Origin of the sequence: Pseudoalteromonas sp. SMS1, assembly GCF_021530565.1 — a bacterium.
Lineage (GTDB): Bacteria > Pseudomonadota > Gammaproteobacteria > Enterobacterales > Alteromonadaceae > Pseudoalteromonas.
In genome coordinates, this window is sequence record NZ_JAKGBI010000001.1 from 392,052 (window position 1) to 407,788 (window position 15,737).

Consider the following 15,737-nt stretch of genomic DNA (forward strand, 5'->3'; position numbering starts at 1 on the left):
TAAAGAGGCACTTTTACTCCTTCACATGCCTGCTTTTGAGGAGCCTAAAAAGCAAATAAGTAAGAAAAGTGAAGATAAAACCACAACAAAACGATTGGCACCTTTGGCATGCATTTTGGCGCCATAGGCAGGTTTGTTTTTTTCAAACTATGCTTTTTTGTCCTGTTTTTATATTGCAAAAATAACGTTTCCATTTTGCAAATTGCGAATCAAGTCTTCAAGTTAAAGCCTTTGCAAAATGCGAAATCCACTCAAATAAGCCCTGATATGTGGCCTTGCTCTAATGTGTTCAGGGCTGTTTTTATTAGCAAAAAATATCAATGAAGTTAAAAAACGAGGATTTGGAGCCATTCTTGCAGCATTGATACAAATTATCTCAGTGCATGGGTGTATATGGTGGAACAAGTAACCGATAAAAACATTTTACTTCTTGAGAAAAAACTGCAGCGTGCGCTCGCCGCGAAGGCACTTGCAGAGAACCTACTCGAGTCTAAGTCACGCAGTCTTTATAAGTCTAACGATGAGCTGTCTAACGCCATAAAGTCGCTAAAAAGCCAGGAGGCACAATTGATTCAGCAGGAAAAAATGGCGTCCCTTGGCCAGCTGTCAGCCGGTATTGCGCACGAACTTAATACCCCAGCAGGCTATGCCCGTTCAAACATTGAGACCTTGCAAATGTATTTGGTCACTCTGTTGGCTTATCAAAAAGATCTCGAGAACATGGTGAGTGATCAGCAAGCAATGCTCGATCTGAAGTCCAGTTACGACGTGGCCATTATTCAAGAGGACATTCCTGATTTAATGGACGAATCCATTTGTGGTCTTAATAAAATTGCATCCATTGTTTCGGAGCTCAGAAATTACACCCATGTAGACAACGAAGACATGGAACTTGAGGACCTCAACCTCGTGTTGGATCAAGCCATTAACCTGGCACACAGCAGTTTTAAACATCACGCAACACTCGACACTCGCCTAGAGCCCATCCCCAAAATTCTGTGTAAACCCAATCGATTGTGTCAGGTGTTTGTGAATCTCCTCGTGAATGCTGGGCAAGCAGTCAATAAGGGTGGCAAGATAATAATCACCAGTACATCAGACGAGCACTATGTGTACTGTAAAGTACAAGACAACGGTTCAGGCATCTCGCCTGACAACATGCGTAATATTTTTGATCCCTTCTTTACAACCAAACCAGTGGGTAAAGGCACAGGGCTCGGGTTATCTATTTCTTACAAAATCATCGAACAACATAACGGCCATATTAACGTCGAGAGCGCAGAAGGTGTCGGTACGACCTTTACAATCACACTCCCCAAATCACAGGAGCACGAAGCATGAAGGGGCACATTTTTATACTGTTAGAGGACTTTGTGTCAGAAGTTGCCTCAGACGCGCTATTGTACGATGCGCTTGATGCTTGCTCGTTTGACACCAGCCAAGGGTTTGTTCGAACCGAAAATTATCCCGATGAACATCTTGTGGAGCTTGTCGGCATGGTTGTAGACAAAATGGGGATCTCACTCTCGCAAGCCCACTTTGGCTTTGGTCAATGGTTGTACCCTAAACTTACCAGCCTGTTACCCTCGCATTTTACACAGCATCCTCACCCTGCACATGTACTACAAAAGTTAGACTTTCTTCATCAAATTGAACTTAAAAAGCTCTACCCAGATGCTCAGCCACCTGCCTTTCAATACATACCGACATCTGAATATAGTGCAGAGCTCATTTATACGTCGCCAAGAAAGTTGTTCGATTTAGTTAAAGGCGTTTTGGCTGGCATGAGTACCTATTACCAGGTCGAGATCACAGTCGAGATGCAAGCACATTGGCGCGGTGACGAAAACTGCGCACGTTATTTACTGACCTACAGTAAGCAGTGTCAGCTACAACCTGAGTAACGTATTTATGACTTTATGCCGCGTGCGTTTGTGCGTGCTCGCCACATTTTATGTATCGTTTTTATCGGGTAATAGGTATACAAGACACACGCCAATGTCGCGTAGATGCTAATCGTCAACTTGTAGTTAACAGCGCTAATGACCGTTACATCATAGTAGCCACGAGATATCAGTTGGATCATATATAACGTGATAGGCAGGAGTCCGAGATAAAACGCCATTCTCGTTGTGGCAGAAAACGAACAGCTTCTCATCGCGTGTAATGCATACAGTGACAAATAAAGTAACAAAAAAAAGAAAATTTTGCTTAAATAAAATAACTTCCGCCGCAATAAGTAGTCTGTATCTAAAGAGATTATTGAAGCTGTAATGGTCGTGTCGATATAATTAAATAACGCAAACACCAAAAGTGTATAGCTCCATGAGACGTAATCGTGCTCATCTTTGCCACTCAATTTATATTGCGTATTGAAAAATATCCTCATCCCCCGTTGTTTAATGCCAATGATGATAAACACAGTCGACAAAAGAACAACAAAATCGAGTAACCTGTAAGTCACAGATGCATAAAACTCTACTACTGATTGCACTCACTACCTACCGAAAAACACTGCTTGTTCAAGATATTTTCCTTGAAATTGAGTTACCTATTATTTCTCAATTGTAACCAAAAAAGGAATTCAACACATCATTAACCTAACAATAATTCTAAAAGAGCATGGTTTTAGGCGCCTTTTTTGAGCAATCCTTGCTCCAGGTAAGGCCTATGTGGCAGTATCAATCAACAGACGAGTACAACAGCCAACAACCTTCTTGTGCTGGTGCAACACCTTTAATATTATCTTCAGAATCAATAATTTCTAGTTGGTTAATTTTATATTCCTGACCATAATAATGCACGAGCTTGGTCTGACTCACTGAAAATGGCGGACCTGCCACAAGGTTTTGGTCATACGTATATCCTATCAATAGCTGGGGTGCGTTATTAGCGAGTTCAATCAGTTTGCAACTGTAATCCTGCAGCATTGTTCTGGGCATCGCAATAAAAGCGGCTCTATCATAAACTGCGTCGACCGCTTGGATATGCGAAGTCGTAAGCTCAAAAAAATCTCCGACGAATACCGTCAAATGGCGACTTTTGTATACCTCAAACTTGTCAATTTTCTCAATCTTTGGCGTCATCTCCAATTCGTCAAACAACTCATCAATGGCCGTTTTGCTCAGCTCCGCGCCCGTTACATGCAAGCCCTGTTTCAAGAGCCAAGCAATGTCTTTTGTCTTTCCACATAGTGGCACAAAAATATGTGCGTGTGGACGTAGCTTAAGCTCGTTGACATGTTTCTCAAGCAATTGATTTACTTTGCCTTCGTGAAATGCAATTTCCCGTGATTGCCACTTATCAAACCAAAATGACGCTTTCATCGTTACACCTTTTACTAAAAATTCCACACCAGCTTACAACTTAAAGCCGACTTTAAGTCAAGTGCAAAAATACGCATTAATTAGACGCCACTTAACAAGGTATCATTTATATGCCAAGGTAATGATGCGCTTAAATACTCAGGAGAGAATCATGCTAGACATAGGAAAAGTGACCAAACTAACTGGCGTTAATGCATCTGCGTTGCGTTATTATGAATCAAAAGGGTTAATTCAACCTGCAGGCCGCAATGGTCTACGCCGTTACTATTCAAATGAGGTTATTGAGCAGTTATCTATTATTGCATTGGGGCAATTAGCGGGGTTTTCTCTAGATGAAATAGCCTCTATTTTTACCAAAGAAGGGGTAAATATTAGTCGAGAAAAATTACTAGAAAAGTCACACGAGATTGAATTAAAAATCAAACAACTTCAAGCCGTTCAAATTGGATTGGAAAAAGCCGCGAATTGCCCTCAATCGAACCATTTAGATTGCAGAAATTTTAGAAGGCTGATGAAAATTGCAATAAATAACAATAGTAAATAAAAAGAAGCCATTGATTAAATTTAATTTTATGATAAATTTATTACATAAAGTTTAATAAGGAAATGAAAATGCGACTAAGGATGAGTAAAAGTCGATTAAGCCTTTTTCATCACGAGTTATGCAAGCACCGCTAGTCGCTGCTGGTTATTCTGCTTTTCCTGCTACACGTATAGACCAAGATTACCTTTGATTTACACATTAACGGGGATCCGTTTACACTGATTCTTACTAAACTTACGCACTTATAAATCAGGCTCCCTGGAATAAGTGCCTCAAATCTTATGGGATATGGGGCACTTGTTTTCACCTTTAAAATTAACTTTCAATAAGATATATAACACGGCAAGTGCGATTGAAATATCGAAATAGAGAAAAGAAGCCACTTCCATGTGGCTCTGCTTGCTTGGAAGAATAAAAAGCTGCTACGGCTTTATTCCAATTCATAATCCCCTTTAAATATGCAAATAAAATGAATTTAGCGAATTTTTATTTCCATAAAAAAAGGCCAGATATAAACTGGCCCTTTAATGTTCATAATTAAATGGCTGATATTAATTTGTTGTATTTACCCTTCTAAATAGGGGATTATTCTTGCGCTTATTCATCATCCAATAACAACTCGGTACAAAAAAGAAAGACAATACTGTTGTTAACACGGTACCACCTGCAATGGCAATTGCGAAAGGCGGCCAGAAACTTCCCCCAGCTAATATCAGAGGGAGAAATCCCCCCACCGTAGTGATGGTTGTCGATGTGATATGCCTTGCACAAGTCATAACAGATCCCACAATATCCTCAATGGTTTGCGCATTGTTCGCGCGTAGCTCCGAAAGAATAACGATGGCAGCGTTTATGGCTAGGCCCATTAACCCTAGTAGTCCAATAATAACGGTAAATCCAAAGGGGTACCCTGCAACGTAGACACTTAAAATACCTAACATAGCAGATTGAAACGCTGTGATCAGAATTAGCCCTGTTGTTGTGAATGAATTAAAAGTCAGCACTAATACCGTGATCAATAATACAAAAATCACACCCACCTTCCCCAGTAAGCTGCCAACGGCTTGGTCACGTTGTTGCGACTCACCACCAATCTCCAGCCTATATCCAACCGGGACTATCACACCTGACTGCGCTAACTGTGCTTGAATTTCTGCCAATACTTTCGCAGGTAGAACGTCGGTGCGCAAGAACGCTTCGACTACGTTTACGCGCTCACCATTGCGGCGGTGAATGGTGCTCTGCTCTGGTATAATTCGACTGGTCGCAAATGCCGACAGCAATAACGGTTGGCTGCCCATCACCTCAACATCAGCGAGACCATCCAGATCCGCTCGATAATGATCGCCAAACCTCACTTTGACAGGCACGGTTTCGGTGTCTTCTAGAATACTTGCCACTTCAACTCCCTGAGATTGCGCCTGTAACTGCGCCGCCACGCGTTGAACTTGGGCGCCAGCATGGGTTAGCTGCGTTTCATGTGCTAATAACTCGACCTTGGCCGCGCCCGATTGTAACGTTGTTCTGGTGTGAGTCACATCCGCATGGGCTATCACCGTTTGTTTAACCTGATGGCCTAGCTGCGCGAGCTTGTCTAGTTCAGGCCCAAAAATACGAATCTCTATGGGCGCATTAAATGGTGGGCCTTGCTCTAGCTTTCGAACCAGTGTTTGCGCTTGAGGAAACGCTCGGTCTAGTTCATATTGGAGCTGTTTTATGAGTTCGTTTGCCCGTTCAAAGTCACTGACCTTCACCATCGCTTGGGCATAATTACGTGCGCCCTTATCCCGTTGCAACAAGTTATAGTAAAATATCGGTATATTGCGCCCCACCATCCAATCTAGCCTTTCGATGCCTTCATGCTTGAGGATGTGTGCTTCCATCTCCTTGACCAAGGCTTTAGTCGCTTGAATACTGGCATTGTCCGACAGCCTCACTTCAATGTGAAACATGTCCCTATCTGCTGGTGGGAAAAACTGCTCGGTTAACTGCCCCGCTGAGATAAAACCGAGTATTGGCAGGATCATCACACTTGCAGCAGTAAGAACAGGTTTTTTTAATGAACGCGTTAAGACTCTTTCAAACCCTTGGCTTAATTTTGTGATGGTTAACCCTTGCGCGACGATGCCTTGCGTATTGCGGTTGCTTACCAATACATATTTTCCTGCAAACACCGCAATCAACGTGTGAGAAATCAAATAGGACCCGATAAGTGCAAAAATCACACTTAGTGCAATCCCCCCAACAAACTCACCTGATGGCCCTGGCATCAATACAATTGGCGCGAATGCTAAAATCGTGGTGAGGGTAGAACTCAACAATGGCAGCCAAAAATGGTTAACAGCCTTGGAGACCGCGTCAAGTGCCTTCATGCCTTGTTGCCTAAAGCGCTGCACCGCATCGGTTATCACAATGGCGTTGTCAACCATGATACCTAATGCAACAACGAGGCCAGTAACCGATATTTGGTGGATCGGTAAGCCATAAATGTTCATACAGGCCAGTGTAAACATTACCGTAAGTGGCAGCGCCAGCCCTACGATCACCGCAGCCCTGAGCCCTAAGGTTAAAAATAATACAGTTAAGATCAGAGCAAAACCCAGTAAGATGTTTTCCAACAACCCGCCAAGCCTTTCTTCGGTATACCCTTTTTGATCAAATAAATTATGCAACTGAATATTATTCGGTAAAGTCTGGCTGAACACCCCCAGCATGGCGTCAATCTGAGTCGAGAATTTATCGATCCGTACATCGGGTAGCATACGGATCCCAAGGTAAGCACCATGCATGCCATCAATCCAGGCTATCTCTTGTTGAGGAGATACCAATGTTCGCTCGATAGTGGCGATATCACGCAGCAAAACTTGACCAAACTGTCCATCGCTTTGGATAGGGATCGCTTCAATACGCTGAACTGAAGTAAACTCGCCACTGAGCTCAACTTGCATTTGGATGTTGTCATTACTCAACATACCCGCAGCAACCTTTGCGTCGGCATTTTTCACTGCCTGCGCGACTTGTTCAAAAGACAATCCGGCAAGCTTGAGCTTGGCAGGGTCGAGGGTGATCCTTATTTCTTCATCGGCAACACCAAATAAGTGCACGACTTCAACCCCTGGCTGATTACGAAGACGATTTCGCAATTCTTTAGTATAGCGATTCACTGCCACTTGCTTCGCTTGCAGCAAAGAGCGTGTTGTGCTGTCATCTGGTTCAATCGTCAGCGCAACAATTTTAGTGTAGGCGTAACCTCTATCATCTTCTAAGAGCGGCGAAGAGGCACCTTGAGGTAGCTCAATTTGTACATCCGCCAATAAATCCCGTAACCTAGACCACACTGGAGCACTATTGGTAACATCATCACCTAATTCAACACTTAGAACGGATATGCCAGCTCGAGACATACCAATCAGGTTTTTAATTTCGGACTGTTGTTTTAATTTCTGCTCTATTTTTTCTGTCACTTGAGCTTCAACGCGCGCAGCTGACGCGCCTGGCAAATACGTCGTGACAAATGCAAACCGGTTGTTTATGCGCGGATCTTCTGTCCTTGGTAAACTGTTCAGTGCAGCAAAACCAGAAACCAACAACAAGGCCACAAGCAGGGCTTGAAAACGCGCGTTGTTAAGTAGGTAAGCAATCATCGTTGCTCACCTCGGGTCGCCACAGACTGCACAATGTCTACTTTAATATTTGCAGCAACTTTGTGCGTGCCATTGGCCAATATTGCAGCACCACTGTCCAAATCGCCATCGATATAGGCATATTGGCCGTCGCTGTGTAACAATTCAACGGTGGTTGGTTTGAGATGCCCCGAGACAATTTCATACACTTGCCAAGTCCCACGAGTGCCATTGGTCAACGCACTCATCGGGATCCAATACCCCGTTTTATTTTGTCTTTTTGAAATTGTCATCGAGGCCATTTGGCCTGAATATACAAATGCATCGCTGGGAAGAGAAAAACGTAACTGCAATGTTCTTGAAATGGGATCTAAGTTGGTTCCTCCTGACTTTTTTACCCCTTTAAATACATTGCCACCGATATTGATCGGCATTACATCTTGAATATTTGATAAAAGCCCTTGGGGTACCCCTATCCGAACTTCTGAGTTGCCTTGCTCTAGCACTCTTATTGCGACTTGGTTAGGGCCCACGATTTCACCTACTGCGATTTCTCGTGCCGCAATGACACCATCAAAAGGCGCTTTGAGTGTCGCTTTGTCTAGACGTATCTCCATGCCTTTTAATTTGACATTTAATACTCGTTGCTCTGCTTTAAACACCGCTATTTGAGCGCGGTTTTGGTCGAGCTGTTGCTGTGCAGAGTAATTCGCTTTACTCAACTTAAGTAAACGGTCGCTGTCCTGTTCAGCCAATATGAGCTGCGCCTTAACTTTATCCAAGTTGGCGAGTAACTCTAGTTTTTCAATTTCTAATAGCTGCGTATCTTGTTTAGCCAGCACTTGACCTTGTTTAACGGTATCACCTTGGTCAACGTAAAATGATGCAATCACACCATTGAACTCAAAGCCAATTTCCGCTTCTTGGCGTTTGACAACCAACCCTGTGACTTGTCGCGTTTGGTAAAAGCCGTTTGCTTGTTGCAAACTATAGGCTGCAACAGGTAAGCCTTTGTTTGCACCATGTACCTGTTCATCGTCTGCCCACACATATAAAGCACAGGTTAACAGCATCAAACTCAATAACACTCTCATACAAAATCCTTGCAATTTTCATTACCCTTTTATACTTCTCAAGTTCACCAAAAGTTTGTAAGTGGCGGCCTAAACTTTCACGTTTACCCAAGCTCAGTGCTTAAAATGCATAAAGCAGGCTAGATCAGTAGCCTGCAAATCGTAAAAGGGACATTCAATTTAGAATAAATACCCTAGTCTATATTGTACGCCTGTGTAGTTTATATACTAGCGATATCAAAAAATAAGACGTGTAATAAATTCATTTTTTAGACGACTCACTTACACATTGATTTAACTCCGTTGTCTGGATTGCGCGCAGTACCCATTTCCAACCAATCATTTTGAGTGTTTGGTTTAACAATGTGAGGTGTGTTTTGTCTGGGTAAGAAAAGTAACTACCGCAATCTGTTTGGGGCGTAGCAATGACCTCATCAGCACGCACTTTGCCGATCACACGCGCATAGAGCTCAGGCAAGTGGCTACTGACTTGCCTATCAATGTCTAGCAAACAAGTGGCTGAATGCACATTTATTGCTTGCTGTGCAATCACAGGCCCAGCATCAATCTCCGTATTTTCTATCCAGTGAGCCGAAATCCCATAACGCTCACTGTTGTATAAGTAACTGAACATAATAGGAAATAAGCCTCGGCAATCGGGCAAGTACGCAGGGTGGAAGTTCACCACTCCTTTACTGGGTGCAGCAATGATATTTGGCTGCAATATTTGGTCAAAGTAATATATTGTTAAAACATCAATCTGATGACGTTTTAGCAAGGCCTCAACCTCAGGTCCATTGACGTCTTTCACATGAATATGACGGATCCCCAGTTCTTTACAGCGCTGTTCAATACTCGGTAACACATCAACCCCAAACGCGCTTAACAAAGGCCTGATCAAGTTTAACAGGACCATTTTTACAAAAAGATACTCGGTGAAGCGATACCCGCGAAGACGCATATTTTGGTATGCTTGCTTAACAAATCCCCCTTTTTTGCGCGAATATGGGTCGCTTGTTATCACCAGTGAAATCGCATCTTTATGATTTTCCAAAACCTGCAAAATTGCGGGTTGGGTTGCCATGTTTTCGATATTGCACAGCGCCAATCGCATTACACCATCTCCAATTGTTGACCATTAAAGTACTGATTTAAAGGCGTATACATCGCGTGCTTTGCAGGTGGATGAAAGTTAAAGGCATGAACAACTTGCGCAATCGTACCGAAGTAACCTTCATTGATGTAATTGATTCCCCCCACTAAACTTAATGTACTTTGGGTGACACTAGCGAGGACATCCTGCAGTTGGTAACGTGCAGCCAATATGTGCGCCAAGGTGTCTTGGGTTTGGTTATCCATGTCTCCTGCTACCGCTTTGAGTGACAAAGCACTGGCTTCTAATTGAATGTGTACTCGCGCCTTTTCATCACCTTGTAATCGACCTTGCTCAGAGGCTTTGTTAACAAGTCCGTACACCATACCGAGATACGATGCGCACGTAATAAGTTCAAACCAAACAAACCCTGCAATATGGCTTTGATAAGCCGATTTTTCATCTACATTGACCATCATAGAGTGCGGCACAAAGACATTATCTAACACCACGGCTTCACTTTGACTGGCTTGTAAAAATGGCGCTTGCCAAAACTGTTCCACAGAAATACCCTCTGTGGCTTTGTGGATCATTGCAACCGCAAAATACGGTTCTCCTTGCGCCGGCTCGACCTGCACACTTGCCGTCAGCAAGTCCATGCAATGAGCTAAACTGCATGGCTTCTTTACACCAGATATGACATAACCTTTTTCCACTTCTTTCGCTTGAATCTGGCTCTTGAGAATACTCTTACCAATTTGGCCTTCGCTAAATGCAGATGACACCAACAGGTTAGAGCGCGCAATACCTTCTAGCATCAGGGATTCTAATCCATTCCCGACCTTCGCCATTTCTTGCAATGTGGCTATCGAAAATTGGTGCATCCCAGCGGCAATGGCAAGGGAAGGTGACGCCCCTCCCATTGCCATTTGTAACAGTACACCTTGCCATGCTGTCAGCCCTTTTCCGCCGTACTTTTCTTTCACCAACGTGGCTGCGCCGCCAGCTTCACGAAAAACATTGATAGCGTCACTTTGCTTACCTTCTAGTGTCTCAAAGTCAGCCTCTTGAAGGTGTTTGGCTAACTCTGGCAAAGTCTCGTGCAGCAATTGCTGCGCGTGTTGATAGATACTCATGCCACCGCCTTATTGCTCTGTGCGAAAAGCTCACTCAACATTTGTTCAACATTTTGCTTAATTGCAGACTCCGCAATCGGTTCCAAAATGTCAGCCAAAGTTGGGATCCCCATGCAAAAACGTGCATCGAAAGAAACTCTTGACTCGGACTCGCTCACCGATTCAATCGTCCAGCGCCCCTCGAAGATGTCTGCATCTCCCGCGGTCTGTGTAAAATCTATGGTTAATTGCTGTGCATCGAAAATATCCCTTTCAGTCCATGACATTTTGCCGTCATGAAAGTGCACCAGCCAGGTAGATTCAGACTCATTTTCAGATATCTCATTGACATCCACTGAGATCACCGCCTGACAGTGGCTTTCAAACGATTTAAAATCCGCAATTTTGTTAAAGGCTAGCAGGGCTGGTGCCGCAATCATTTGTGAATAATTTACTTGTCTCATGGTATTTCCTTAAATCTTTTCAAGTGCATTAGCGTATGCATCGTATAAGTGAGTGAGCTGCTGCTCTGATAAATAGGCGCTTGGTGTAAGTCGCACAGTCGATGCATTACTCAATGAATGGCTGGTCAGTATATGCTGGTTAAGCAAAGATAAAGTCAGTTGCCCAGCGCGTGCAGGGGTTTCAACGTCAATGCCAATCAATAACCCTTCTGCACGGATTTCAATGCTTGATTGGTGGCGTTGATTAAACTGTTCAGTAATATGCGTGAGCTTTGAAGCAATTTGCTCACCAAGTGTGTGCGCCCTTTTGGCAACATCATCTCTAATCAATACGTCAATGGTTGCCTCAGCTGCTGCAAGTGCAATCGGTGATCCGCCAAAGGTACTTGAGTGGAGCATAAAGTCCTGATTAAGTGGTGCAAACGCGCGCTCGGTTGCAACTACCGCGGCACAAGGCACCACGCCACCACTTAATCCTTTACCCACTAACAATATATCAGGGGTGATCCCAAACTTATCGATCGCCCACATAGCGCCTGTTCTGGCTAGCCCGGATTGGATTTCGTCACAAATAAACAGCCCCTGAGATTGGACACAGAGCGCCTTTGCTTTATGTAAAAATTCATACCCCAAGGTATACACACCACCTTCACCTTGCACTGGCTCTGCGATAAATGCCACTTTACCATCGCAGCGTTCAAACGCAGCTTGCAACGCTTCGAGGTTGTCTCGCTCTACAAACTCAACATTGTTAAACAGTGGCATAAAAGGCGCCCGAAACGCATCGCGATGGGTAACCGACAGCGCACCGAGTGACTTTCCGTGATAGCTCCCTGTCACGGCAATAATATGATTACAGCCATTGGCACGAGCCAATTTCAGCGCAAGCTCAGTCGACTCCGCCCCAGAATTAGTGAAAAATGCGTATTCCAGCGTTTCCGGGCAAATATCGACCAGCTTTTTGCTGGCGCTGGCGAGTACGGGATTGACTAACGTGCGAGAGCTCATGGGCATACAGTCAATTTGTGCTTTGACAGCAGACACGACCTGTGCATGACGATGGCCCAAAATAAAGACACCAAACCCGCCAAAATCAACATATGATTGGCCTGTCTCATCTATAATTTCGGCACCTTGGGCGGTGCACTCGATGGGTAGGTTCATCAAGCTGGACAGTCGAGCTTTAGAGCGATTGCTGTGCGCTTTGAGCATTTCTAATGTATGTGCTCTCACCTCAATTTACCTCATCAAGCGCAGCGATTAGCGGGTGCTGATGGTCATACGCCGCTAGATTTTTTGCGAGTGTATGACGAATATCGTAATCGTAACTCTCTCCTGCGACTTCCGCCAAGTGGCCAATGTCAGATTGAAAACCTTCGGACATATCTAAGTATTTCAAGTAAATAGAGGTTTCGTCGAACATGCGCTTAAAACGCTTCGGCAGTGCAGGCATAAAGACAGGTTTAACTAACCTTTCAAAAGTCGTAGGACTCATCAGCTTTGGCGCCTTAAAACTGACTTGATAGAGTGACTTTAACTCTTCATCTTCGCCTAACGTCAATAAATCGCCTAACGTTTTAGCTAACTCACCAGCCGTTAACCAAAACTCGCCGCTGAGCTTTTGATCAACGATGGTCAAAATACACTTGGCGACGATGTCGCGTGGAATCACATCCACAAGTGTACTCGCATCTCCGGGTACGATTGGTATAACTTCCTTGGTTGCCAGTTTCAGCATATTGTGGATCCCTTGCTTTTTCGGCATTAATCCGGCGACGCTGTCACCAATAATAACCGATGGGCGGATCACCGTAATGTTGTCACCAAGACACGCTTCGGCTTCGCGTTTACTGTGCTCATAATTATTAAAATCATGGCCATTACGCCCTTTCACAAATGCCGTGCTGATATGGATTAGCGGCACATTTAACTGTTCAGATAAATCGATGGCATGTTTTAGTCCTGCGACATTGATTTCTGCCAATACTTGCGGATCAGCAGTAAAATCAGTGAGCGCAGCACTGTGCACAATACACTCGATACCTTTTAACTCGTTAACCTGCTCAGTATTTAACCCAAATTTTTCTTTACGAATATCGCCTTTAATTTGGCGACTTACTCCAACTGGTAACTCTTTGAAAGATCGTTGATTAACTAGAATAACAATCTCATCATTGGGTGATAAAAGCTCTATCATTGAGAGCCCCACGACACCAGTCGCGCCAGTCAATAAAAATCTACGAGACATAATTACTCCTTAATCATTTAGCGTATAAGCGTTACTAAAATACCAAAAGTACCCTATACAGGTAATAATGATAATGATTTTCAATTTCAGATCAAACAAATATTTTACTAAATTTTAACTTAGCAGATTCGTTTAATATCAATGCAGGAAATTGTGTGTAAACTGTTTGCGTGAATGTTTTACGTAAACAAAGTGCAAGCTTTATGTATAAGGAAGAAAAATTAGATGGGAATTTTCAATAAAGTAAGTAGCGTAAAAAAGCGCAATGTACTACTCAAAGTGGACCAGATAATGTGTTACCAAGGTCCACTGTTTGACTGTGAGCTGTCGGTCTGGTTATTTGTTCACAACTAACGTGTAATCACCTGCACCAGAATACGAATATACAATGATGCGATAATAGCCGCTTGTTGCGCCATAGGAGATTGACTCAACAGAAGTTGGGCTTTCTGAAATCGCAACTTGCTGCCATGCCCCTCCTTGCCATCGCTCAAGCTTAAGATCAAAGTCAGCTGAGCTTGGACCGGTTAGGTCTAGTTTCATTTGACCACCACCATACTGGAACCAGCTACCATTGGGTTGAATTTGCTGTGCGCCATTTGATAATGTCCCTTTGTAGACCTCGCCTTTAGGTGGTTCTATCACCGAGGAATCAACTGTAAATGAAATGGTTTTTGCCGGATCCGAAATACCTGAAATCGACAGGCCTGAATCGTTACCATCCCACCACAATGCATTGGTGCCACGTGACGTTAATGCGTTTGGTAGAACACGATTAAACTCACCACTAACGTTGTAAAGATCTGTTCCGTCACCGCGATTGCGGTCGTATTCAGGATCACGATTACCATCTGCATGTTCCATTTGAATATACGGGTACCATTCGTTGGAGTTGTTACCACGACTGTCGACATGCCAGATCGCAAGGCCCTGTCCTGGTTGCTCTGAGTTTTGCCCAGATTTGTGGATAGCTTCGATATAAAAGGCTTCATTGCTGTTGTTTGGGTTAGTCCACTTGTAAGAAGTATGACTATCTGATGTGTGACTTAGTCGTCCACTTGGTGCATTTGCGTTGACAGCAGGATTGAGCTCTGTCACCGTATCCCAGCCTGCAATCGCTCTAAAATGCGCCACTGGTGGAGTTGGACGAAATTTATTGGTTGTGCCAATAGCTCCGAAGCCCATCACACCATAGCTAGCAACAGATCCTTCCGAACTGCCATCATAATCGTATAGATCAGGCCAATTGGTGATCAAATGCCCAGACTCATGCACAAAAGTCCCTATGGATAAACTGGCACGCATGTCAGTGATTTGGTATCTGTCTGTACACACGCCATCAGCACAAAACCTCGGGCTTAATCTTGCCATATGCGGCCACAGACCTTTTGACCATGCACTGTCAGAGTTGCCGGCATAAAAGATATTGAGGCCTCGGATCTGGCCACTGCTATTTGTTGTTAACGTCGAGAAATTAAAACCTTGTTGATACTCAAGCCAGTTCAATGCTTCTTTTATGAGTTCTTGAGATCGCACCGTTGAACTGAGGCTAGAGTCAGCATAATAGGCTTTATTTTTCTTGGCGGTGTAGTACGCGGTGACCGTATTGGTGTAATCCAATTTTTCGCCAGAGACCTCTAAAAAGTAACCTCTGACAGATTGCGCATTGCCAAACTCCGTGTAATTCCTGTCATTTAGGAATCGCTCCACTTGAGACTGGGTGATCGTGCCACGCTCATCTGGGAAATCGATGATAATCGTTAATCCCTTAACTTGACCGCTAATTTGTGTATTCACCGAACTAGTTTGCATGCGCGTCATAAGGGGGCTTTCTATCGCTGGCATCAACTCTTGCTGTTTTTGCTCTACAAGTGATTGAATTGCGCTGCTTGAAAGACCGGGCTGTTTTACCGCACGCGCAGTGAGCATACTGCCCTGCCCCATATTGCGCTCTGATGCAAGCACGCCGGTTGACACAAGCTGAGTCCCATCATCACTTACTGTTGCATACGCCATCCCTTTTAGGTTTTTATCAAACACCACTAAGGCACCTGATTGTGTTCTTTGCTCTGCATAGTAAGTATTACCATTGAGAAAAACAGAGAGTACTTCACCATTGGGCTGTGTAAATGTGTACTCTTCATTTTGATAGGGAATAGCAGCTTGTGAGAGCAAGGGGACAGTCAGCGACGATATCGCTAACATCGACTTTAATAATTTCATTATAGTTTCCTTTACAAGTTTTCCTGAT

13 protein-coding genes are annotated in these 15,737 nt (G+C 43.8%); 3 read left to right on the forward strand and 10 right to left on the reverse strand.

The window, feature by feature from the left end; translation table 11 throughout:
• Window positions 1-393: 393 nt before the first annotated feature.
• Together L1286_RS01630 and L1286_RS01635 are read left to right on the forward strand one after the other, a co-directional pair.
• Window positions 394-1,341 (forward strand): sensor histidine kinase, encoded by a 948-nt coding sequence (locus L1286_RS01630; protein ID WP_235405188.1) that lies wholly within the window; start codon window positions 394-396, stop codon window positions 1,339-1,341.
• A complete protein-coding gene (locus L1286_RS01635) occupies window positions 1,338-1,904 on the forward strand; it encodes a heme NO-binding domain-containing protein (RefSeq protein ID WP_235405189.1) in 567 nt (188 codons plus the stop codon). The genes L1286_RS01630 and L1286_RS01635 overlap by 4 nt, the downstream gene beginning before the upstream one ends.
• Window positions 1,905-1,909: 5 nt before the next feature.
• Here the strand turns inward: L1286_RS01635 and L1286_RS01640 are convergent, their stop codons facing one another.
• Both L1286_RS01640 and tmpT read right to left on the reverse strand, forming a co-directional pair.
• Entirely contained in the window at window positions 1,910-2,494 is a 585-nt protein-coding gene (locus L1286_RS01640; RefSeq protein ID WP_235405190.1) for a hypothetical protein, read from the reverse strand.
• Between the two features lie 187 nt (window positions 2,495-2,681).
• Window positions 2,682-3,326 (reverse strand): thiopurine S-methyltransferase, encoded by a 645-nt coding sequence (tmpT, locus tag L1286_RS01645; protein WP_235405191.1) that lies wholly within the window; start codon window positions 3,324-3,326, stop codon window positions 2,682-2,684.
• 151 nt (window positions 3,327-3,477) lie between these two features.
• On the opposite strand from tmpT, the gene L1286_RS01650 reads away from it, so the two are divergent.
• Window positions 3,478-3,870, forward strand: a complete 393-nt coding sequence (locus tag L1286_RS01650; protein WP_235405192.1) for a helix-turn-helix domain-containing protein — start codon at window positions 3,478-3,480, stop codon at window positions 3,868-3,870.
• A gap of 551 nt (window positions 3,871-4,421) precedes the next feature.
• On the opposite strand, the gene L1286_RS01655 is transcribed toward L1286_RS01650, so the two are convergent.
• The 8 genes from L1286_RS01655 to L1286_RS01690 all read right to left on the reverse strand — a co-directional run bounded on the left by L1286_RS01655 (window position 4,422) and on the right by L1286_RS01690 (window position 15,709).
• On the reverse strand, window positions 4,422-7,514 hold the full coding sequence (locus L1286_RS01655) for an efflux RND transporter permease subunit (protein ID WP_235405193.1): 3,093 nt from the start codon (window positions 7,512-7,514) through the stop codon (window positions 4,422-4,424).
• Window positions 7,511-8,587, reverse strand: coding sequence for an efflux RND transporter periplasmic adaptor subunit (locus L1286_RS01660; protein WP_235405194.1), 1,077 nt, complete (start codon window positions 8,585-8,587; stop codon window positions 7,511-7,513). The genes L1286_RS01655 and L1286_RS01660 overlap by 4 nt, the downstream gene beginning before the upstream one ends.
• Before the next feature lie 241 nt (window positions 8,588-8,828).
• Window positions 8,829-9,680: a formyltransferase family protein gene (locus L1286_RS01665; RefSeq protein ID WP_235405195.1), complete on the reverse strand. Its 852-nt coding sequence runs from the start codon at window positions 9,678-9,680 to the stop codon at window positions 8,829-8,831.
• Complete coding sequence (locus L1286_RS01670; protein WP_235405196.1) at window positions 9,680-10,795, reverse strand: acyl-CoA dehydrogenase family protein; 1,116 nt, start codon at window positions 10,793-10,795, stop codon at window positions 9,680-9,682. The genes L1286_RS01665 and L1286_RS01670 overlap by 1 nt, the downstream gene beginning before the upstream one ends.
• Window positions 10,792-11,238 (reverse strand): SRPBCC family protein, encoded by a 447-nt coding sequence (locus L1286_RS01675; RefSeq protein ID WP_235405197.1) that lies wholly within the window; start codon window positions 11,236-11,238, stop codon window positions 10,792-10,794. The genes L1286_RS01670 and L1286_RS01675 overlap by 4 nt, the downstream gene beginning before the upstream one ends.
• Before the next feature lie 9 nt (window positions 11,239-11,247).
• Window positions 11,248-12,471, reverse strand: a complete 1,224-nt coding sequence (locus L1286_RS01680; protein WP_235405198.1) for an aspartate aminotransferase family protein — start codon at window positions 12,469-12,471, stop codon at window positions 11,248-11,250.
• Between the two features lies 1 nt (window position 12,472).
• Window positions 12,473-13,486 (reverse strand): SDR family oxidoreductase, encoded by a 1,014-nt coding sequence (locus L1286_RS01685; RefSeq protein WP_235405199.1) that lies wholly within the window; start codon window positions 13,484-13,486, stop codon window positions 12,473-12,475.
• A 336-nt stretch (window positions 13,487-13,822) separates the two neighbouring features.
• Window positions 13,823-15,709: a M6 family metalloprotease domain-containing protein gene (locus tag L1286_RS01690; protein WP_235405200.1), complete on the reverse strand. Its 1,887-nt coding sequence runs from the start codon at window positions 15,707-15,709 to the stop codon at window positions 13,823-13,825.
• Window positions 15,710-15,737 lie beyond the last annotated feature (28 nt).

Coding starts and splice junctions, on each gene's coding strand:
- L1286_RS01630 (WP_235405188.1), top strand. CDS start 394: ATGGTGGAACAAGTAACCGATAAAAACATTTTACTTCTTGAGAAAAAA.
- L1286_RS01635 (WP_235405189.1), top strand. CDS start 1,338: ATGAAGGGGCACATTTTTATACTGTTAGAGGACTTTGTGTCAGAAGTT.
- tmpT (WP_235405191.1), bottom strand. CDS start 3,326: ATGAAAGCGTCATTTTGGTTTGATAAGTGGCAATCACGGGAAATTGCA.
- L1286_RS01650 (WP_235405192.1), top strand. CDS start 3,478: ATGCTAGACATAGGAAAAGTGACCAAACTAACTGGCGTTAATGCATCT.
- L1286_RS01655 (WP_235405193.1), bottom strand. CDS start 7,514: ATGATTGCTTACCTACTTAACAACGCGCGTTTTCAAGCCCTGCTTGTG.
- L1286_RS01660 (WP_235405194.1), bottom strand. CDS start 8,587: ATGAGAGTGTTATTGAGTTTGATGCTGTTAACCTGTGCTTTATATGTG.
- L1286_RS01665 (WP_235405195.1), bottom strand. CDS start 9,680: ATGCGATTGGCGCTGTGCAATATCGAAAACATGGCAACCCAACCCGCA.
- L1286_RS01670 (WP_235405196.1), bottom strand. CDS start 10,795: ATGAGTATCTATCAACACGCGCAGCAATTGCTGCACGAGACTTTGCCA.
- L1286_RS01675 (WP_235405197.1), bottom strand. CDS start 11,238: ATGAGACAAGTAAATTATTCACAAATGATTGCGGCACCAGCCCTGCTA.
- L1286_RS01685 (WP_235405199.1), bottom strand. CDS start 13,486: ATGTCTCGTAGATTTTTATTGACTGGCGCGACTGGTGTCGTGGGGCTC.
- L1286_RS01690 (WP_235405200.1), bottom strand. CDS start 15,709: ATGAAATTATTAAAGTCGATGTTAGCGATATCGTCGCTGACTGTCCCC.